This is a genomic window from Pseudomonas sp. HMSC067G02 (assembly GCF_001813485.1).
In the GTDB taxonomy this organism is placed as follows: domain Bacteria; phylum Pseudomonadota; class Gammaproteobacteria; order Pseudomonadales; family Pseudomonadaceae; genus Pseudomonas; species Pseudomonas aeruginosa.
In genome coordinates this window covers 392,488-411,637 of the sequence record NZ_KV812632.1, presented here as the reverse complement: position 1 = coordinate 411,637, position 19,150 = coordinate 392,488, and the positions used below count along the sequence as shown (strand labels likewise).

Below are 19,150 nucleotides of genomic sequence, written 5' to 3'. Positions count from 1 at the left end.
AGACATGCGCACCACCTCCCTGTTGCTTTTGCTTGGCAGCCTGATGGCGGTTCCCGCCACTCAGGCTGCCGACGCTTCCGACTGGCTGAATCGTCTCGCCGAGGCCGATCGCCAGAACAGTTTCCAAGGCACCTTCGTCTACGAGCGCAATGGCAGCTTCTCCACCCATGAGATCTGGCATCGCGTGGAGAGCGATGGTGCGGTTCGCGAGCGCCTGCTCCAGCTCGACGGCGCGCGCCAGGAAGTGGTCCGGGTCGACGGGCGCACCCAGTGCATCAGCGGCGGCCTTGCCGACCAACTGGCCGATGCCCAGCTGTGGCCGGTGCGCAAGTTCGATCCCTCCCAGCTGGCTTCCTGGTACGACCTGCGCCTGGTCGGCGAATCCCGTGTCGCCGGCCGCCCGGCAGTGGTCCTTGCGGTGACTCCGCGCGACCAGCATCGCTACGGCTTCGAGCTGCACCTGGACCGCGACACCGGCCTGCCGTTGAAGTCGCTGCTGCTGAACGAGAAGGGGCAGTTGCTCGAGCGCTTCCAGTTCACCCAGTTGAATACCGGCGCGGCACCTGCCGAAGACCAGTTGCAGGCGGGCGCCGAATGCCAGGTCGTCGGCCCGGCCAAGGCCGACGGCGAGAAGACCGTGGCCTGGCGCTCGGAATGGCTGCCGCCAGGTTTCACCCTGACCCGCAGTTTCATGCGTCGCAGTCCGGTCACCCCCGATCCGGTCGCCTGCCTGACCTATGGCGATGGCCTGGCACGATTCTCGGTGTTCATCGAGCCGCTGCACGGTGCCATGGTTGGCGACGCGCGCAGCCAGCTCGGCCCTACCGTGGTGGTTTCCAAGCGCCTGCAGACCGATGACGGCGGCCAGATGGTGACCGTCGTCGGCGAAGTGCCGCTGGGCACCGCCGAGCGGGTGGCGCTGTCCATCCGGCCCGAGGCCGCCGCCCAGAAATGATCGAGGAGCAGGGGCGAGTGGTGGCGACCGAGCCGGGAGCGGTATGGGTCGAGACCGTGCGCCGCAGTACCTGCTCGTCCTGCTCGGCCAATGCCGGTTGCGGCCAGGGGCTGATGCAGCGCCTGGGCGTCGGCGCGGGGCGTGCCCGGGTGCGCGCGTTGAGCGACCTGAGCCTGCGGGTCGGCGATGCGGTCGTCCTAGGAATTCATGAAGACCTGTTGTTGCGCGCCTCCGTCCTCTTCTATCTTTTCCCTCTGCTCGGGTTTTTCGTGGCAGCATTGCTGGCGACCCGGGCGGGCCTTGTCGAACCTCTGATCATCGTGTCCGGGCTGGCGGGTTTGCTGGCGGCCTGGCTATTGGTGCGTCGGCATGCTCGTCGTCATGCCGATGATCCAGCCTCGCAGCCGGTGGTTCTGCGAGCGCTGATTTCCGGGCCGTCCGATTCGGCCTGAGTCTTTCTCTTCCCTCGAACATCACGGGAGCTGTAGTCGATGCATACCCTAAAACGCTGTATGGCTGCGATGGTGGCCTTGCTGGCCTTGAGCCTGGCGATGACGGCCCGGGCAGAACTGCCGGACTTCACGCCTTTGGTCGAACAGGCGTCGCCGGCGGTGGTGAATATCAGTACGCGGCAGAAGCTGCCGGATCGCGCCATGGCGCGCGGGCAGCTGTCGATCCCCGACCTCGAAGGGCTGCCGCCGATGTTCCGCGACTTCCTCGAGCGCAGCATCCCGCAGGTTCCGCGCAATCCGCGCGGCCAGCAGCGCGAGGCGCAATCGCTGGGTTCCGGCTTCATCATCTCCAACGACGGCTACATCCTCACCAACAATCACGTCGTGGCCGATGCCGACGAGATCCTGGTGCGCCTGTCCGACCGTAGCGAGCACAAGGCCAAGTTGATCGGCGCGGACCCGCGCAGCGACGTGGCGGTGCTGAAGATCGAGGCGAAGAACCTGCCGACCCTGAAACTGGGCGATTCGAACAAGCTGAAAGTGGGCGAATGGGTCCTGGCCATCGGTTCGCCGTTCGGCTTCGATCACTCGGTCACCGCCGGTATCGTCAGTGCCAAGGGGCGTAGCCTGCCGAACGAGAGCTACGTACCCTTCATCCAGACCGACGTGGCGATCAACCCGGGCAACTCCGGCGGTCCGCTGCTGAACCTGCAGGGCGAAGTGGTCGGCATCAACTCGCAGATCTTCACCCGTTCCGGCGGCTTCATGGGCCTGTCCTTCGCCATCCCGATCGATGTCGCGCTGAACGTCGCCGACCAGTTGAAGAAAGCCGGCAAGGTCAGCCGCGGCTGGCTGGGTGTGGTGATCCAGGAAGTGAACAAGGATCTCGCCGAGTCCTTCGGCCTCGACAAGCCGTCCGGCGCGCTGGTGGCGCAGCTGGTGGAAGACGGTCCGGCGGCCAAGGGCGGCCTGCAGGTGGGCGATGTGATCCTCAGCCTGAACGGCCAGTCGATCAACGAGTCCGCCGACCTGCCGCACCTGGTGGGCAACATGAAGCCGGGCGACAAGATCAACCTGGACGTGATTCGCAACGGCCAGCGCAAGTCCTTGAGCATGGCGGTAGGCAGCCTTCCGGACGACGACGAGGAAATCGCCTCGATGGGCGCTCCGGGCGCCGAGCGCAGCAGCAACCGCCTGGGCGTGACCGTCGCCGACCTGACCGCCGAGCAGCGCAAGAGCCTGGATATCCAGGGCGGCGTGGTGATCAAGGAAGTCCAGGACGGTCCGGCCGCGGTCATCGGCCTGCGTCCGGGCGATGTCATCACCCATCTGGACAACAAGGCGGTGACCTCGACCAAGATCTTCGCCGACGTGGCCAAGGCCCTGCCGAAGAACCGTTCGGTTTCGATGCGGGTATTGCGCCAGGGGCGCGCCAGCTTCATCACCTTCAAGCTGGCCGAATAAGCCGGCTGGCGAAAAAAGGGCGGTTTCCACCGCCCTTTTTCATGCCCGTCAATCCGTTACCTGCGTGACGCCTTGCCCGAGCATCAGGTAAACTCCCCGGCTATTTTTCGGCGGATTGCCGCCCTTGCCCTTTTCGAGTGTGTTGAGCCGTGAGCGACCTGAGCCATATCCGCAATTTCTCCATCATTGCCCATATCGACCATGGCAAGTCGACGCTGGCCGATCGCTTCATCCAGATGTGCGGCGGTCTCTCCGATCGCGAAATGGAGGCCCAGGTCCTGGACTCCATGGACCTGGAACGCGAGCGGGGGATCACCATCAAGGCCCACAGCGTGACCCTGCACTACAAGGCGCAGGACGGTAAGACCTACCAGCTCAACTTCATCGATACCCCCGGCCACGTCGACTTCACCTACGAAGTCAGCCGCTCGCTGGCCGCCTGCGAGGGCGCGCTGCTGGTAGTGGACGCCGGCCAGGGCGTCGAGGCGCAGTCCGTCGCCAACTGCTACACCGCCATCGAGCAGGGGCTGGAAGTGATGCCCGTGCTGAACAAGATGGACCTGCCCCAGGCCGAGCCGGAGCGGGTGAAAGAGGAAATCGAGAGCATCATCGGCATCGACGCCACCGACGCCGTGGCCTGCAGCGCCAAGAGCGGGATGGGCGTGCTGGAGGTGCTGGAGCGCCTGGTGACCGCCATCCCCGCCCCGGAAGGCGAGATCGAGGCGCCGCTGCAGGCGCTGATCATCGACTCCTGGTTCGACAACTACCTCGGCGTGGTCTCGCTGGTGCGGGTGAAGAACGGCCGGGTGAAGAAGGGCGACAAGATCCTGGTGAAGTCTACCGGCAAGGTCCACCAGGTGGACAGCGTCGGGGTATTCACTCCGAAGCACACCGAGACCGTCGACCTGAAGGCGGGCGAGGTGGGCTTCATCATCGCCGGTATCAAGGATATCCACGGCGCGCCGGTGGGCGATACGCTGACCCTGAACAACACGCCGGACGTCGAGGTCCTGCCGGGCTTCAAGCGGGTCAAGCCGCAGGTCTACGCGGGCCTGTTCCCGGTCAGTTCGGACGATTTCGAGGACTTCCGCGACGCCCTGCAGAAGCTGACCCTCAACGACTCGTCGCTGCAATACGAGCCGGAAAGCTCCGAAGCCCTGGGCTTCGGCTTCCGTTGCGGCTTCCTCGGCATGCTGCACATGGAGATCATCCAGGAGCGCCTGGAGCGCGAATACGACCTGGACCTGATCACCACCGCGCCCACGGTGGTCTTCGAGATCGTGCAGAAGAACGGCGAGATCATCTACGTCGACAACCCGTCCAAGCTCCCGGACCTGGCGTCCATCCAGGAAATGCGCGAACCGATCTGCCGCGCCACCATCCTGGTGCCCAAGGACCACCTGGGCAACGTGATCACCCTGTGCATCGAGAAGCGCGGCGTGCAGCGCGACATGCACTTCCTCAGCGGCCAGGTGCAGGTGGTCTACGACCTGCCGATGAACGAGGTGGTGCTCGACTTCTTCGATCGCCTCAAGTCCACCAGCCGCGGCTATGCTTCCCTGGACTACAGCTTCGATCGTTTCGAGCCGTCCAACCTGGTTCGTCTCGACGTGCTGATCAATGGCGAGAAGGTCGACGCCCTCGCCCTGATCGTCCACCGCGACAACGCCCCCTACAAGGGCCGCCAGCTGGTGGAGAAAATGAAGGAACTGATCCCGCGGCAGATGTTCGACGTGGCGATCCAGGCAGCCATCGGTGGGCAGATCATCGCCCGCTCGACGGTCAAGGCGCTCAGGAAGAACGTGCTGGCCAAGTGTTACGGTGGCGACGTGAGCCGTAAACGCAAGCTGCTGGAGAAGCAGAAGGCTGGTAAGAAAAGGATGAAGCAGGTCGGTAGCGTGGAAATTCCCCAGGAAGCCTTCCTCGCCGTGCTCAAAGTGGATAGCTAGAACCCATGACACTCAATTTCCCGTTGTTGCTGGTCATCGCCGTGGCTGTATGCGGCGCCCTGGCCCTGGTCGACCTGGTGCTGTTCGCGCCGCGTCGGCGGGCCGCGATCTCTTCCTACGAAGGGCAGGTGAACGAGCCCGATCCGGCAGTGCTGGAGAAGCTCAACAAGGAACCGCTGCTGGTGGAGTACGGCAAGTCGTTCTTCCCGGTGCTGTTCATCGTGCTGGTGCTGCGTTCCTTCCTGGTCGAACCGTTCCAGATTCCCTCGGGGTCGATGAAACCTACCCTCGAGGTCGGCGATTTCATCCTGGTCAACAAGTTCGCCTACGGCATCCGCCTGCCGGTGCTGGACACCAAGGTGATCCCGATCGGTGATCCGCAGCGCGGCGATGTCATGGTGTTCCGCTATCCCAGCGAACCGAACATCAACTACATCAAGCGCGTGGTCGGCCTGCCCGGCGACACCGTGCGCTACACCAGGGAAAAGCGCCTGTACGTCAACGGCGAGCTGGTGGCGGAGAAACTGGTCGGCGAGGAACCGGGTACCCTGGGCAGCGTGACCCTGTACCAGGAGAAGCTGGGCCAGGCCGAGCACCTGATCCGCAAGGAAATGAGCCGCTATCGCATCGAGCCCGACCGCCAGTGGACCATTCCCGCCGGCCACTACTTCATGATGGGCGACAACCGCGACAACTCCAACGACAGCCGCTACTGGAACGATCCGAAGATCCCCAAGGATCTGCTGGGCATGGTTCCGGACCGCAATATCGTCGGCAAGGCCTTCGCCGTGTGGATGAGCTGGCCCGATCCGAAGATGAGCAACCTGCCGAACTTCTCCCGGGTCGGCGTGATTCACTGACCTGTGCGCAGGTTCGCCACGCGGAAGGGCGCTCCTGCTGAATAATCGCGAAGCGGGGCTGCTCCCGAGGGCAGCCCCGCTTTCACTTCCGCGAACGCCGCCGCAGGGCCCTGCCCGATGGCGTTACCGCTCGCTGGACGGAATAACTACACTGACATGAGGTCCGACATGAGGTTCGCGCGTTCGCAGAAGGGGATGTCCCTGCTGGGGTGGCTGGTGGTGCTGGGCGTGGTGGCGTTCTTCGCCAGCGCCGCATTCAAGATCATCCCGCACTACATGGATTACTACTCGCTGGAGAAGGTGATCACTTCCGTGGAGACCGACAAGGCGGCCGAGGTGCGTTCCGTGCCGGAGTTCTACAGCTACGTCGGCAAGGGGATGCAGATCAACGGCATCCGCAACCTGGACCTGGAGAAGGCCCTGGAGGTGCAACTGGAAGACAACCAATTCCGGGCGCACCTGAAATATGAAAAACGCGAGCCACTGATCAGCAACATCGACCTGGTGGTCCACTTCGACAAAGAATTCCGTGTACGCATGCCGTGAGTAATTCGCTGGACCGACTCGAGCGCAAGCTCGGCTATACCTTCAAAGACCGGGACCTGATGGTCCTGGCCCTGACCCATCGCAGCTACGCCGGGCGCAACAACGAGCGCCTGGAGTTCCTCGGTGACGCCATTCTCAACTTCGTCATCGGCGAGGCGCTGTTCCACCACTTCCCGCAGGCTCGCGAAGGCCAGCTTTCGCGCCTGCGCGCGCGACTGGTCAAGGGCGAGACCCTGGCCCTGCTGGCGCGCGGCTTCGAGGTGGGCGACTACCTGCGGCTGGGCTCGGGCGAGCTGAAGAGCGGCGGGTTCCGCCGCGAGTCGATCCTCGCCGATGCGATGGAAGCCCTGATCGGCGCCATCTACCTGGATACCGGCATGGACTCCGCGCGCGAGCGGATCATCGCCTGGCTCGGACCGCAACTGCGCGAGCTGACCCCGGTGGACACCAACAAGGACCCCAAGACCCGCCTGCAGGAGTTCCTGCAGTCGCGTGGCTGCGACCTGCCGCGCTACGAGGTGGTGGATATCCAGGGCGAACCCCATTGCCGGACCTTCTTCGTCGATTGCGAAGTGGCCCTGCTGAGCGACAAGACCCACGGGCACGGCGGCAGCCGCCGCATCGCCGAGCAGGTGGCCGCGGCCGCCGCGCTGGTGGCCCTGGGCGTGGAGAATGGCCATGACTGACATGCACGACGACATCCCCGCCGGCAGCCGTTGCGGCTACGTGGCGATCGTGGGGCGCCCCAACGTGGGCAAGTCCACCCTGCTCAACCACATCCTCGGGCAGAAGCTGGCGATCACCTCGCGCAAGCCGCAGACCACCCGTCACAACATGCTCGGGATCAAGACCGAGGGCGAGGTGCAGGCCGTCTACGTCGATACGCCCGGCCTGCACAAGAGCGGCGAGAAGGCCCTCAACCGCTACATGAACCGTACCGCCAGCGCGGCATTGAAGGATGTCGACGTGGTGATCTTCGTGGTCGACCGCACCCGCTGGACCGAAGAGGACCAGATGGTCCTGGAGCGCGTGCAGTACGTCAGTTGCCCGGTGCTGATCGCGGTGAACAAGACCGACCGCATAGAGGAGAAGGCCGACCTGCTGCCGCACCTCGAATGGCTCACCCAGCAGTTGCCGAAGGCCGAGGTAGTACCGATCTCGGCGCAGCACGGGACCAACCTGGACGTGCTGGAGAAGCTGGTCGCCGAGCGTCTGCCGGAAAGCGAGCACTTCTTCCCCGAAGACCAGATCACCGACCGCAGCAGCCGCTTCCTGGCCGCCGAGCTGGTCCGCGAGAAGATCATGCGCCAGCTCGGCGCCGAGCTGCCCTACCAGATCACCGTGGAGATCGAGGAGTTCAAGCAGGAAGGTCGCATCCTGCATATCCATGCGCTGATCCTGGTGGAGCGCGAGGGGCAGAAGAAGATCATCATCGGCGACAAGGGCGAGCGGATCAAAAGCATCGGCCAGAACGCGCGCAAGGACATGGAAGTGCTGTTCGACTCCAAGGTCATGCTCAACCTCTGGGTCAAGGTCAAGGGCGGCTGGTCCGACGACGAGCGTGCCCTGCGCTCGCTGGGCTACGGCGACCTCTGACCATTCCCGGCAGCCCGGCGCCAGCCGGGCGCCATTCCTCTCGCGCCCGGTCGACCCGCCATGTCCTTCGCCGCCGCCCAAGCCACCTACGTGCTGCATAGCCGGCCGTACAAGGAAACCAGCGCCCTGGTGGACTTCTTCACCCCGTTGGGTCGCCTGCGCGCGGTCCTGCGCGGCGCCCGCGGCAAGGCTGGCGCCCTGGCGCGGCCATTCGTGCCGCTGGAAGCGGAGTGGCGCGGGCGCGGCGAACTGAAGACCGTGGCCCGCCTGGAAAGCGCCGGTATTCCCAACCTGCTCAATGGCCAGGCGCTGTTCAGCGGTCTCTACCTCAACGAGCTGTTGATCCGCCTGTTGCCGGCGGAAGACCCGCAGCCGGAAATCTTCGCCCACTACGCCGCGACCCTGCCGCTGCTGGCGGCGGGGCGACCCATCGAACCGCTGCTGCGCGCGTTCGAATGGCGCCTGCTGGAGCAACTGGGCTATGGTTTCGCTCTCGATGTCGACATCGATGGGCGCCCGATCGAGCCGCAGGCGTTGTACCAGCTTTTGCCAGAGGCCGGCCTGGAGCCGGTGGCGCAGCTGCAACCCGGGCTGTTCCAGGGCTCCGAACTGTTATCCATGGCCGACGCCGACTGGAGCGCCCCCGGCGCCCTGGCGGCGGCCAAGCGCCTGATGCGCCAGGCGCTCGCTCCCCATCTGGGCGGCCGGCCGCTGGTCAGCCGCGAGCTGTTCATGAACCGTAAGGAGTCACCCCGTGACTGAAGCCACTCGAATTCTGCTCGGCGTGAACATCGATCACGTCGCCACCCTGCGCCAGGCCCGGGGCACCCGCTATCCCGACCCGGTGAAGGCCGCCCTGGACGCCGAGGAAGCCGGCGCCGACGGTATCACCGTGCACCTGCGCGAGGACCGCCGGCATATCCAGGAACGCGACGTGCGGGTGCTCAAGGAAGTGCTGCAGACGCGGATGAACTTCGAGATGGGGGTCACCGAGGAAATGCTCGCCTTCGCCGAGGAGATCCGGCCGGCGCATAGCTGCCTGGTCCCCGAGCGCCGCGAGGAACTGACCACCGAGGGCGGCCTCGACGTCGCCGGCCAGGAACAGCGCATCCGCGACGCGGTACGACGCCTGGCTGCGGTGGGCAGCGAAGTGTCGCTGTTCATCGATCCCGATCCGCGGCAGATCGAGGCCTCCGCCCGGGTCGGCGCGCCGGCTATCGAACTGCATACCGGTCGCTACGCCGACGCCGAAGACCCCGAGGAGCAGGCCCGTGAGCTGCAGCGGGTACGCGAGGGCGTGGCCCTCGGGCGTTCCCTCGGCCTGATCGTCAACGCCGGGCATGGCCTGCACTACCACAATGTCGAGCCGGTCGCGACCATCGACGGCATCAACGAGCTGAACATCGGCCACGCCATCGTCGCCCACGCCCTGTTCGTCGGCTTCAGGCAGGCGGTGGCCGAGATGAAAGCGCTGATGCTGGCCGCGGCGACCAAGCGCTGAGGCAATCGCGCCCCGCTTGCCGTCGACCTGCGGGGCGGATGAAGCCATGAAAAAAAGCCCATCCGAGGATGGGCTTTTCCCAATTTGCTGTCAGGGCTTGCGCGCCACCAGCGTGGCGCGCATCGGTGCCGGCAGGCCCTCGACGGTTCGCGAACGGTCCTGCGGATCGAGGAATTCCGGCAGCGACTGGAAACGCATCCATTCGGTGGAGCGTTGTTCCTCGACGCTGGTCAGGCTGACGTCGACGCAGCGCGCGTCGGCGAACCCGGCGCGGCGCAGCCAGAGCTCCAGGGCTGCCACCGAGGGCAGGAACCAGACGTTGCGCATCTGCGCGTAGCGGTCCTCGGGCACCAGCACGGTGCTGGCGTCGCCTTCCACCACCAGGGTCTCCAGGACCAGTTCGCCGCCGCGCTTCAGGCAGTCCTTGAGCGCCAGCAGGTGGTCGATGGGCGAGCGACGGTGATAGAGCACACCCATGGAGAACACCGTGTCGAAGCCTTCGAGCTTCTCCGGCAGGTCTTCCAGGGCCAGCGGCAGGTGCCAGGCCGTCAGCTCCGGCAGGTAGCGCTTGGCGGCGAGGAACTGGCAGAGGAACAGCCAGTTCGGATCGACCCCTACCACGCTTTCCGCGCCGGCGCCGAGCATGCGCCACTGGTAGTAGCCGTTGCCGCAGCCGACGTCGAGGACGCGTTTGCCACGCAGTTCGACATGCGGCGAGACACGCTCCCATTTCCAGTCGGAACGCCATTCGGTATCGACCTGTACGCCGAAGAAGTCGAACGGCCCCTTGCGCCAGGGAATCAGCCCTTGCAGCGCTTCCTTCACCTGCGCTTGCAGCGCCGCATCGTGGTCGCTGTGCAGGGCGAAGCGCTGGGCCAGTTCGACCTTCGGCGCGGGCACCTGGGGCAGGCGCTGGACCGCGCTCCACCAACGGGCCAGGTCGCCGTGGCCTTCCTCGATGCGCGCGGCGATCTGCGCGGGCAGGCTGGTCGCCCAGCCGTACAGCGGCGAGCCGGCGAGGTGTCGCTGGAGGGCGTCGAGGGCGAGGTGCTGGATCATGGCAGGGCGATCATCGAGGCGAAGTTGAGACACTGGAACCATTGGCTGACCCGGCTGAAGCCGGCGGCCAGCAGCCGTTCACGGTGTTCCTCGAAGGTGTCGGGGAGCATGACGTTTTCCAGCGCGCTGCGCTTCTGCGCGATCTCCAGCTCGCTGTAGCCGTTGGCACGCTTGAAGGCGATGTGCAGGTCGGTGAGCAGCGCGTGCTCCTGCGCATCGGCGAAGCGCAGTTTCTCCGAGAGGATCAGCGCGCCGCCGGGCAGCAGCGCCTGGCGGATCCTGCGCAGGAGGCCGAGGCGCTGGTCGGGGGCGACGAACTGCAGGGTGAAGTTCATCGCCACCAGCGAGGTGGGTTGCAGGTCCAGGGCGAGAATGTCGGCCTCGATCAGCTCGACCGGCAGCAGCTCCTGGTACATGGCGTCCTGGGCATGCAGGTATTCACTGCAGCGCTCGATCATCGCGTGCGAGTTGTCCACCCCGATCACCCGGCAGCCGTCGTTGCGGACGTGGCGGCGCAGCGACTGGGTGACCGCGCCGAGCGAGCAGCCGAGGTCGTAGAGCACGCTGTTCGGCTGGGCGAACTGCGCGCCGAGTACGCCGATGTTCTCGACGATGGTGGGGTAGCCCGGCACGGAGCGCTTGATCATGTCGGGGAACACGCGCACCACGTCTTCGTTGAATACGAAGTCGGCGACACGTTGCTGGGGTTGGGCGAACAGGCGATCGGACTCGCTCACGCGGGTGACCTCGGGCATCACGGCTTTTCAGGGGGCCGAATTGTAGCCGAGGGACGAGCGTCGCCCAACTGCGCGGCGACGATTCACCCATGCGCGCAGGCGAATCACCTGAGCTTGTCGGAGAAGTACTCTCCCGCGCCCTGCAGCGGACCCAGCGGGTTCTTCTTGTCTTCCAGGCGATGGATGTTCGGTTCGCCGTTGCTGACCTTGTGCACCAGCACGTCGTTGACGAAGACGAACACTGCCTTGAACGACCAGCCCTGCAACTCCCGTTTCTTGCGGAAGTTGAACACGTCCGCCCAGAAGCTGCCGACCCGCTGGGTGTCGGTCTTGCTGAAATCGAAGGCGTAGCCGATGCAACGGTCCTTCGCTTCCAGGCATTGCACCAGGCCGCCCGGCAGGTAATCGATGGGGATGTTCGGCTGGATGAACATGAGCCGCACGTCGATGAACGACAGCATGCGGCCGTTGCCCTGGGTCAATGGATCGAAACCCAACCCGAACAGCTGCGAACGGGTCGTGCTGCCGGGTTGCGCCTGGGAATAGCGCAGTTCGGCATCGAGGTAGTCGACGAAGGGGGATTGGACTTCCGCTCGTTCGCTGGGCAGCAGGCTGCCGCAGGAGGAAACGAAGACAGTGGATGCCCAGAGCAGTGAGTAACGAAGAGCGGTGCCCATGACGCGCCTCCTTTCGGTGCCGTCGTAGATTGAGTAATAGACGACGCCAAAAAGGCCTGCCGGAATTTATTCAATCGGCTGAAAGCAGCGTGGTTGCTGGTCTGGCGGCGGATTTCCGGCGGCCCGGAAAGTCATTCGAAAGAAAGCCTATAGCGCTCGCCGAGGACCTTCAGGGTGCCTTCGCGACGCAGTTGGCGCAGTCCTTCGTCGAGTTCCGCGAGACGCGCGTCGACCTCCGGCAGGTGCGGGCTGAGGCCGACGTGCAGCGGCTGCCGCCCGGGCAGTTCGCCGGCGCGGCGGACCTGTCCGGCGAGCTGCGGATGATGCTCCAGGTAGTGCTCGATGATGTCGCGGTCTTCCAATAGCACGTCGATGCGGCCGAGCAGCAGTTTCTGCAGGTTGCGCGGCAGCACGCGCTCGCCGCCGAGGACCTGCAGGTGCAGGTCGTCGTCGCCGGCCTGGCTGCGCCAGGCTTCGAAGCGCGGATTGTTCACGTAGCCCTGGGCGAGGCCCAGGCGCTGGCCGAGCAGGGAAGCATCGCCGGAGTAGCGCCAGTCGCTGTCGTGGCGGGTGTAGAAGGCCAGCTCGACCCAGCCGATGGGCTCGCTGCCGACCCGCAGGCCGTCGAGTCCATAGGCGCCGACCAGGCCGTCGCGATGGCCGTCGCGGACCATCTGCACGGCGCGCGGCCAGGGCAGGCTGTCGAAGTGCGGTGGCTCCCGAAGGACCTGGCTGAGCGCTTCGACCAGGTAGCCGGGCCGCTGCGGCGTGCCAGGGCACAGGTAGGGGCAGCCGTCGTCGCCTGCGAAGCGCAACGGTTCGGCCAGCGTGGGCAGCGGAGCGGCGCAGGACAGGGCGAGCAGGACGAAGGAGGCGCGGAGCATGGAGTCCTCGGGGCGACGGGGCCTGTCAGGATAGGCCAGGTCGCCACGGCGCAGGACGTCGGTCTTCGTACAGAATGTGTCCGCCGGGGGCAGCGGTTTCAGCGCACCTGGATCGCGCAGGAAAAGCTTTCCGCCGGTTCCGCGTCCTTTTCCCAGGGCCGCCGGTAGACCAGTTCCAGGCGGTCGTCGCCGCTGGCGGCGACGCGGAAGCGCCAGGTCGATTCGCCGCCGCTGCCAACCAGGCCGCTGTCTTCTTCGGAATTGCTGTAGACCTCCGGGCCAAGGCGCTTGAGCACACTGGCGGCGGGGTTGTGCAGTTCCCAGCGGAAGCCGGTGGTGGGATTGCTCGGCAGGGTCAGCACCAGTTCCTGGCCTTGCGTCAGCTTCAGCGGCGAACAGTCGTCGGCGTCGTCCAGGGTGACCACCGGCTTCTGTTGCCCGGCGCAGCCGGCCAGGACCACGATGGACAATGGCAGCAGCAGACGGGAGGGGGAAAAGGACATGCAGCGCTCCTCGGCTCGAATGGAAAGGGCGCCAGCATAAACCCTGCCGGCGCCCGAGCGCCAAGGTTGGCGCGGCGGATGGCCGAACCGGTCGGCCATCCGCCGCCGGCTCAGGCCGGGAACAGCACCTTGGCCACGTCGCCGTAGCGCTTGGCGAAATGCACGGTGAGCCCTTCCTTGAGATAGTCGGGCAACTCTTCGAAGTGGCCGCGGTTGGCTTCCGGCAGGATCAGCTCGAAGATCTTCTGCCGGCGCGCGGCGATCACCTTCTCGCGGACCCCGCCGATGGGCAGGACCTGGCCGGTCAGGGTCAGTTCGCCGGTCATCGCCACGCCTTTCTTCGGCACCTGGTTGCGCGCCAGGGAGAGCAGGGCGCTGGCCATGGTGACGCCGGCGCTGGGGCCGTCCTTGGGCGTGGCGCCTTCCGGCACGTGCAGGTGGACGAAGGCCTGGTCGAAGAAGGTCGGGTCGCCGCCATACTTCTTCAGGTGCGAGCCGATGTAGCTATAGGCGATCTCGGCGGATTCCTTCATCACCTCGCCGAGCTGGCCGGTGAGCTTGAAGCCACGGTTCAGCGTGTGGATGCGGGTCGCCTCGATCGGCAGGGTGGCGCCGCCCATGCTGGTCCAGGCCAGCCCGGTGATCACGCCGATCCCGGAAAGCACCTGCTCGCTGCGGAACACCGGCATGCCGAGGTAGTCCTCGAGGTCCCTGGGACCGATCTTCACCTTCGACTCGGGATCCTCCAGCAGCTTGACCACCGACTTGCGCACCAGCTTGCCGAGCTGTTTCTCCAACTGGCGCACCCCGGCTTCCCGCGCATAGCCCTCGATCACCGCACGCAGCGCGGCATCGCTGATGCTCAGGCGGCCCTTGGGCACGCCGGCCTTTTCCAACTGCTTGGGCCACAGGTGACGCTTGGCGATGGCCAGTTTTTCCTCGGAGATGTAGCCGGACAGGCGGATCACTTCCATCCGGTCGAGGAGCGGTCCGGGGATCGAGTCGAGGGTGTTGGCGGTGCAGACGAACAGCACCTTGGACAGGTCCAGGCGCAGGTCCAGGTAGTGGTCGAGGAATTCGACGTTCTGCTCCGGGTCGAGGGTTTCCAGCAGCGCCGAGGCCGGGTCGCCCTGGTAGCTGGCGCCGAGCTTGTCGATTTCGTCGAGCATGATCACCGGGTTCATCACCTCGACTTCCTTCAACGCCTGCACCAGCTTGCCGGGCAGGGCGCCGATGTAGGTGCGGCGGTGGCCCTTGATCTCCGCCTCGTCGCGCATGCCGCCGACGCTGAAACGGTAGAACGGCCGGCCGAGGCTCTCGGCGATGGATTTGCCGATGCTGGTCTTGCCCACCCCCGGCGGGCCGACCAGGAGCACGATGGAACCGGCGATCTCGCCCTTGAAACTACCCACGGCGAGGAATTCGAGGATGCGATCCTTGATGTCGTCGAGGCCCGCGTGATGCTTGTCGAGGACCTTGCGCGCATGCTTGAGGTCGAGCTTGTCCTTGCCGTACACGCCCCAGGGCAGGGCTGTGGCCCAGTCCAGGTAGTTGCGGGTGACGGCGTACTCGGGCGAGCCGCTCTCGAGGATCGACAGCTTGTTCAGCTCTTCGTCGATACGCTTGCGCGCCTGCTCGGGCAGCACCTTGCCTTCCAGGCGGGCGCGGAATTCGTCGGCGTCGGCGCTCTTGTCGTCCTTGGTGATGCCCAGCTCCTGCTGGATGATCTTCAACTGTTCCTTGAGGAAGAATTCGCGCTGGTGTTCGCCGATCTTGCGGTTGACCTCGGCGGACAGCTCCTTCTGCAGGCGCGCGACTTCCACCTCCTTGCGCAGCAGCGGCAAGACCTTCTCCATCCGCTTGAGGATCGGCACGGTGTCCAGCACTTCCTGCAGTTCGCCGCCGGGCGCGGTGGTCAGGGCCGCGGCGAAGTCGGTGAGTGGCGAGGGGTCGTTGGGACTGAAGCGGTTCAGGTAGTTCTTCAGTTCCTCGCTGTACAGCGGGTTGAGCGGCAGCAGCTCCTTGATCGCGTTGATCAGGGCCATGCCGTAGGCCTTCACTTCGTCACTGGGATCGATCGGGGTCTTCGGATAGTCCACCTCCACCATGAACGGCGGACGATGGCGCTTGATCCAGCCCCGGATACGCACCCGCGAGAGGCCCTGGGCGACGAACTGCAGCTTGCCGCCCTCGCGCGAGGCATGGTGCACCCGGACCAGCGTGCCGTGCTCGGGCAGGCTGTTGACGTCGAAGTGGCGCGGATCTTCCGGAGGATTGTCCATGAAGAACAGGGCCAGCGAATGGTGGTCGGTCTTGGCCACCAGTTCGAGGGTTTCCGCCCAGGGTTCTTCGTTGACGATCACCGGCAGCACCTGCGCCGGGAAGAACGGGCGATTGTGGATCGGGATCACGTAGAGGGTGGTCGGCAGGGTCTGGCCGGGCAGCACCAGGCCGGTGCCGGCGGGCTGCGCGTCGCTGATGTGTTCGGGATTAACGTCCTGGTCGCTCATGAGGCACCTGACTGACTGAAACATGAGAGTCTAGATGGGGCCCCGGGGGCGGGTTTCAATCCCTGTCCGTTCAAGGATGTTGCCGAAGGTTTCCACGCAGCACGCGGTACGCGGGTACCACTTGCGGCAAGGTGCTGGGCAGCGTCGGGCAAGTCGAGTAGAGTGCGCAAAAATTGAGCAGTTGCCGTTCATGTTCGACACCCGCCTCATCCGTCTGCCCGACCAGTCGCACACCCACGCCCACGAACATCACCAACTGGTGATGTCGCTGGCCGGGCGCGCCGAATTCGAGGTCAATGGCTGTGGCGGGGAAGTCTGCCGGATGCGCGCCTGCCTGGTGCCGGGCGAGGCGGGCCACGTGTTCGCCGGGGTGGGCGACAACCGCATGCTGATCATCGACCTGGGCGAGGACAACCCGACCCCGGAAGACCCCGACCTGCTCGCGCGCCTGTTCGAGGCGCCGCGCTACCCGACCCTGGACGCCGACTTCCAGAACCTGCTCAGCTACGCCGGCGCCGAACTGGCCCGCTACGGCAGCGACCCGTTGCTGACCCGTGCCCTCGGCGGAGTGCTGATCCGCGCCCTGCACCTGCGCCTGTTCGGCGAGCAGCAGCCCCTGGCGGCCAGCGGGCCGCTCGACCTGGAGCGCCTGGACGCGCATATCGTGCGGAACCTGGCGCGACGCATCACGGTCGCCGAACTGGCCCAGGTCGCCTGTCTCAGCCCGAGCCATTTCCATGCGCAGTTCAAGGACAGCGTCGGCCTGACCCCACACCAGTACCTGCTCAAGGTCCGCCTCGACTGCGCCGCGCGGTTGCTGAGGGAAAGCCGCCTGCCCCTGGTGCGGATCGCCGAGGAATGCGGCTTCTCCAGCCAGAGCGCGCTGACCACGGCGATGCGCCGCTACCTAGGGCTGACGCCGAAGTCGCTGCGCAAGGGCTGAGCGCCGTCCGCCACCTTCGGCGGATAACCGCAGGCGGTTATTCGCCCTACCGGCAGGAGTCCATATACGGATAACGGCGCGGACGTCATCCGCCGAGCGAATTCGTCCCGCACGGCCTGTCTCAGAACGCCACCTTCACCCCCGCCTCGATGCCGCGTCCCGCCGCCGGCACCCGGTCGCGCAGGATCGAACTGGCGTAGCGCACGGTCTGGTTGGTCAGGTTGGTGCCCTTGACGAAGGCCAGCCAGCGGCTCTCGCCGAGGTCGAAGTTGTAGCCGAGGCTGGCGCCGAGGGTGGTGTAGCCGTCGGTGGAGAGTTCTTCCTCCGGCACGCGGTGCTGCGAGGCGGCGTGTTCGACGTCGACCCGCGCCTGCCACTGCTGCAACTCCCAGATCAGCGCGGTGTTCAGGCGCAGCGGGGCGATGCGTGGCAGCGGTTCGCCGGTGTCCTTGTTCTTGGCGCGGGTGTAGTCCCCGGAGAGTTCCAGGTCGAAGTTGCCGTACGGGCTTTCCAGCAGGTGGATGCGGTCCTGCGCCTCGACGCCGTAGAAGTCCGCGCGAACGCCGCTGTAGAGGTATTCCGGCAGCGCCTCGTCGTCGCTGGCGGCGACCACTTCGCCTTCCTCGTTGCGATGGCGACCGCTGGCGAGCAGGCCGATGTAGTTGGAGAAGCGGCTGTAGAACACCCCGACGCTGCCCTTGTGCACGCCGTTGTCGAAGCGCAGGGCGAGGTCGGTGGAGACCGCCTTTTCCTTGTCCGCGTCGGCATCGCCTACCTCGTAGGTGCCGGTGGCGGCGTGCGGACCGTTGGCGTACAGCTCGTAGAAGGTCGGTGCGCGCTCGGTGTAGCTGAGGGTGGCGGCCAGCGACCAGATCGGCGTCAGCTTGTACACCGCGCCGGTGGACAGGCTGCCGGTGGTGAAGCTCTGTGAACCGTCGTTCTCGGCGAAGCGCTCGTTGCCCTTGGCGTCGGGGTCCACGCGGGTGTGCTCCAGGCGGGCGCCGAAGCTGAGGTCGAGGCGGTCGCTGAGCTTCCATTCCTCCAGGGCGAACAGCGCGGCGCTGTCGGTTTCCGTGTGCGGCACGAAGGCTTCCTCGCCGAGGGCGGAGAAGCGGCTGTTGGCGAACTGCGCGCCGACCACCCCGTTCAGCGGGCCGAGCGGGCGGTGGCGGGCCTCGATGCGGCCTTCGTAGCCTTCGTTCTTGAAGGTGGTGCCGGTCTCGCCGTCCTCGATTTCCTTGTGCTCGTACTTGGTATAGGCGGCGTCCAGCTTCAGCGAGGTGAACGGGCCTTCGAGGTCGCGGATCTCGGAGGCGAAGGCGTAGCGGTCCTGCTGCATCTTCAGGCGCACGTCGTCCTCGGCCGGCGAGCCATAGTTGCTGTCATAGCCGCTGTAGGAGAGGCCGGCGTAACCGTGCTCCCAGTGATAGGAGCCACCGACGGCGCCGCCGTCCTGGCGGCCGTCGCTGTTCTGCACCCGATGCTTGCCGGTGTCGCCGTCGATCTGCCGCTGGCGGCTGGAATGGGCGTAGCCGGGAATCCTGACGTCGTTGAACTCGCGGCTGGCGGCGTCCACGTGCAGAGCGAAGTTGCCGTCGCCGGCCTCCAGTGCGCCGGAGCGGCTACGGGTGGTGTCGGCGCCGCCGTAGCGCAGTTCGCCGCTGCCGTGGATGCCGTCGACGGGTTCGCTGGGGATGCGGTTGTCGAAGCTGTTCACCACCCCGCCGATGGCATTGCCGCCGTAGAGCAGGGCGGCCGGGCCGCGTACCACTTCCAGGCGCTCGACGCTGTTGGGGTCTTCCGGCACCGCGTGGTCGTAGGACAGCGACGAGGCGTCGAGCGCGCCGACGCCGTTGCGCAGCAGGCGGATGCGGTCGCCGTCCATGCCGCGGATCACCGGTCGGCTGGCGCCCGGTCCGAAGTAGGTGGAGGACACCCCGGGCAGGCCGTTGAGGGTTTCGCCGAGGCTGCCTTTCTGACGCAGGGTCAGCTCGTCGCCTTCGAGCACGCTGCTGGGCGTGGCGGGAGATTCGTTGCCCAGCGGGTTGGCGGTGATCACCTGGGAGGGCAATTCGCTGGTGCGGCCGTCGGCGCCGAGCGTTTCCCCCGAAACGATCAGGCAGGCCAGCGCCAGTGGCGTGAGAGGCCAGAGCGGACGGGAAGGGAAAAGGCCGGAAGAGGACATTGCGGGCTCCATGGTCATGGGTCGGACTTTTTTCAGGCCAAAGCGAACACAGGCCCTTCCCGGAGGAGGGGCGACGGGGTCGGATCGGCGTATTTATTGGGATGTTATATTATTTCTTTTTGTGTCGATAGACCCGCGTAGCCACTCTGCATGGCGTCGTGCCGACGAGCAGCGGCAATGTCCGCATGCCTGCCGGCGAAGAGGAACGGGAAAGTTCCGCGGCCAGGAGTTTTCCGCAAAAACTCCAGAGTCTTTCGCAAGAATCGCCCCTCTCGCAGCCACTACATTCCGCTATCCGCTGGTGCCTCGCGCCGGCGGAATGGGCCTGA

General features: G+C 65.8%; 18 protein-coding genes. 11 read left to right on the top strand and 7 right to left on the bottom strand.

Features of this window, described 5'->3' with window-relative positions; genetic code table 11:
* Positions 1-4 precede the first annotated feature (4 nt).
* From mucB to pdxJ, 10 genes are all read left to right on the top strand, one after another.
* Positions 5-955, top strand: coding sequence for a sigma factor AlgU regulator MucB (mucB, locus tag HMPREF2914_RS05925; RefSeq protein WP_003101960.1), 951 nt, complete (start codon positions 5-7; stop codon positions 953-955).
* Positions 952-1,407 (top strand): alginate biosynthesis regulator MucC, encoded by a 456-nt coding sequence (mucC, locus tag HMPREF2914_RS05920; protein WP_003110245.1) that lies wholly within the window; start codon positions 952-954, stop codon positions 1,405-1,407. The genes mucB and mucC overlap by 4 nt, the downstream gene beginning before the upstream one ends.
* A 39-nt stretch (positions 1,408-1,446) precedes the next feature.
* A complete protein-coding gene (gene mucD, locus HMPREF2914_RS05915) occupies positions 1,447-2,871 on the top strand; it encodes a serine protease MucD (RefSeq protein WP_022579820.1) in 1,425 nt (474 codons plus the stop codon).
* A 149-nt stretch (positions 2,872-3,020) separates the two neighbouring features.
* Positions 3,021-4,820 (top strand): translation elongation factor 4, encoded by a 1,800-nt coding sequence (gene lepA, locus HMPREF2914_RS05910; RefSeq protein WP_003085555.1) that lies wholly within the window; start codon positions 3,021-3,023, stop codon positions 4,818-4,820.
* 5 nt (positions 4,821-4,825) lie between these two features.
* Entirely contained in the window at positions 4,826-5,680 is an 855-nt protein-coding gene (gene lepB / locus HMPREF2914_RS05905; protein ID WP_003085558.1) for a signal peptidase I, read from the top strand.
* A 168-nt stretch (positions 5,681-5,848) separates the two neighbouring features.
* A complete protein-coding gene (locus HMPREF2914_RS05900) occupies positions 5,849-6,226 on the top strand; it encodes a DUF4845 domain-containing protein (protein WP_003085562.1) in 378 nt (125 codons plus the stop codon).
* Positions 6,223-6,912, top strand: coding sequence for a ribonuclease III (gene rnc, locus HMPREF2914_RS05895; protein ID WP_003085565.1), 690 nt, complete (start codon positions 6,223-6,225; stop codon positions 6,910-6,912). Before HMPREF2914_RS05900 ends, rnc begins: the two co-directional genes overlap by 4 nt.
* A complete protein-coding gene (gene era / locus HMPREF2914_RS05890; RefSeq protein WP_003085566.1) occupies positions 6,905-7,822 on the top strand; it encodes a GTPase Era in 918 nt (305 codons plus the stop codon). Before rnc ends, era begins: the two co-directional genes overlap by 8 nt.
* A 60-nt stretch (positions 7,823-7,882) precedes the next feature.
* Complete coding sequence (recO, locus tag HMPREF2914_RS05885; protein WP_003085569.1) at positions 7,883-8,584, top strand: DNA repair protein RecO; 702 nt, start codon at positions 7,883-7,885, stop codon at positions 8,582-8,584.
* Positions 8,577-9,323, top strand: coding sequence for a pyridoxine 5'-phosphate synthase (gene pdxJ / locus HMPREF2914_RS05880; RefSeq protein ID WP_023092190.1), 747 nt, complete (start codon positions 8,577-8,579; stop codon positions 9,321-9,323). The genes recO and pdxJ overlap by 8 nt, the downstream gene beginning before the upstream one ends.
* 90 nt (positions 9,324-9,413) lie before the next feature.
* Here the strand turns inward: pdxJ and cmoB are convergent, their stop codons facing one another.
* The 6 genes from cmoB to lon all read right to left on the bottom strand — a co-directional run bounded on the left by cmoB (position 9,414) and on the right by lon (position 15,693).
* A complete protein-coding gene (gene cmoB / locus HMPREF2914_RS05875; RefSeq protein WP_023092189.1) occupies positions 9,414-10,382 on the bottom strand; it encodes a tRNA 5-methoxyuridine(34)/uridine 5-oxyacetic acid(34) synthase CmoB in 969 nt (322 codons plus the stop codon).
* Positions 10,379-11,119: a carboxy-S-adenosyl-L-methionine synthase CmoA gene (cmoA, locus tag HMPREF2914_RS05870; protein ID WP_003123029.1), complete on the bottom strand. Its 741-nt coding sequence runs from the start codon at positions 11,117-11,119 to the stop codon at positions 10,379-10,381. Before cmoA ends, cmoB begins: the two co-directional genes overlap by 4 nt.
* A gap of 104 nt (positions 11,120-11,223) precedes the next feature.
* On the bottom strand, positions 11,224-11,796 hold the full coding sequence (locus HMPREF2914_RS05865) for a hypothetical protein (RefSeq protein ID WP_003085577.1): 573 nt from the start codon (positions 11,794-11,796) through the stop codon (positions 11,224-11,226).
* Between the two features lie 131 nt (positions 11,797-11,927).
* Positions 11,928-12,680, bottom strand: a complete 753-nt coding sequence (locus HMPREF2914_RS05860; RefSeq protein ID WP_003110243.1) for a substrate-binding periplasmic protein — start codon at positions 12,678-12,680, stop codon at positions 11,928-11,930.
* Between the two features lie 98 nt (positions 12,681-12,778).
* On the bottom strand, positions 12,779-13,183 hold the full coding sequence (locus HMPREF2914_RS05855; RefSeq protein WP_023092188.1) for a protease inhibitor I42 family protein: 405 nt from the start codon (positions 13,181-13,183) through the stop codon (positions 12,779-12,781).
* 110 nt (positions 13,184-13,293) lie between these two features.
* Positions 13,294-15,693, bottom strand: coding sequence for an endopeptidase La (gene lon / locus HMPREF2914_RS05850; RefSeq protein ID WP_023092187.1), 2,400 nt, complete (start codon positions 15,691-15,693; stop codon positions 13,294-13,296).
* 190 nt (positions 15,694-15,883) lie between these two features.
* On the opposite strand from lon, the gene HMPREF2914_RS05845 reads away from it, so the two are divergent.
* Complete coding sequence (locus tag HMPREF2914_RS05845; RefSeq protein WP_003085585.1) at positions 15,884-16,636, top strand: AraC family transcriptional regulator; 753 nt, start codon at positions 15,884-15,886, stop codon at positions 16,634-16,636.
* A gap of 121 nt (positions 16,637-16,757) precedes the next feature.
* Here HMPREF2914_RS05845 and HMPREF2914_RS05840 read toward each other — a convergent pair whose 3' ends face one another.
* Complete coding sequence (locus tag HMPREF2914_RS05840; RefSeq protein ID WP_015503446.1) at positions 16,758-18,821, bottom strand: TonB-dependent receptor; 2,064 nt, start codon at positions 18,819-18,821, stop codon at positions 16,758-16,760.
* Positions 18,822-19,150: the final 329 nt, after the last annotated feature.

Coding starts and splice junctions, on each gene's coding strand:
- HMPREF2914_RS05900 (WP_003085562.1), top strand. CDS start 5,849: ATGAGGTTCGCGCGTTCGCAGAAGGGGATGTCCCTGCTGGGGTGGCTG.
- HMPREF2914_RS05860 (WP_003110243.1), bottom strand. CDS start 12,680: ATGCTCCGCGCCTCCTTCGTCCTGCTCGCCCTGTCCTGCGCCGCTCCG.
- lon (WP_023092187.1), bottom strand. CDS start 15,693: ATGAGCGACCAGGACGTTAATCCCGAACACATCAGCGACGCGCAGCCC.
- cmoB (WP_023092189.1), bottom strand. CDS start 10,382: ATGATCCAGCACCTCGCCCTCGACGCCCTCCAGCGACACCTCGCCGGC.
- lepB (WP_003085558.1), top strand. CDS start 4,826: ATGACACTCAATTTCCCGTTGTTGCTGGTCATCGCCGTGGCTGTATGC.
- HMPREF2914_RS05845 (WP_003085585.1), top strand. CDS start 15,884: ATGTTCGACACCCGCCTCATCCGTCTGCCCGACCAGTCGCACACCCAC.
- HMPREF2914_RS05855 (WP_023092188.1), bottom strand. CDS start 13,183: ATGTCCTTTTCCCCCTCCCGTCTGCTGCTGCCATTGTCCATCGTGGTC.
- HMPREF2914_RS05840 (WP_015503446.1), bottom strand. CDS start 18,821: ATGTCCTCTTCCGGCCTTTTCCCTTCCCGTCCGCTCTGGCCTCTCACG.
- mucC (WP_003110245.1), top strand. CDS start 952: ATGATCGAGGAGCAGGGGCGAGTGGTGGCGACCGAGCCGGGAGCGGTA.
- mucD (WP_022579820.1), top strand. CDS start 1,447: ATGCATACCCTAAAACGCTGTATGGCTGCGATGGTGGCCTTGCTGGCC.
- mucB (WP_003101960.1), top strand. CDS start 5: ATGCGCACCACCTCCCTGTTGCTTTTGCTTGGCAGCCTGATGGCGGTT.
- HMPREF2914_RS05865 (WP_003085577.1), bottom strand. CDS start 11,796: ATGGGCACCGCTCTTCGTTACTCACTGCTCTGGGCATCCACTGTCTTC.
- recO (WP_003085569.1), top strand. CDS start 7,883: ATGTCCTTCGCCGCCGCCCAAGCCACCTACGTGCTGCATAGCCGGCCG.
- era (WP_003085566.1), top strand. CDS start 6,905: ATGACTGACATGCACGACGACATCCCCGCCGGCAGCCGTTGCGGCTAC.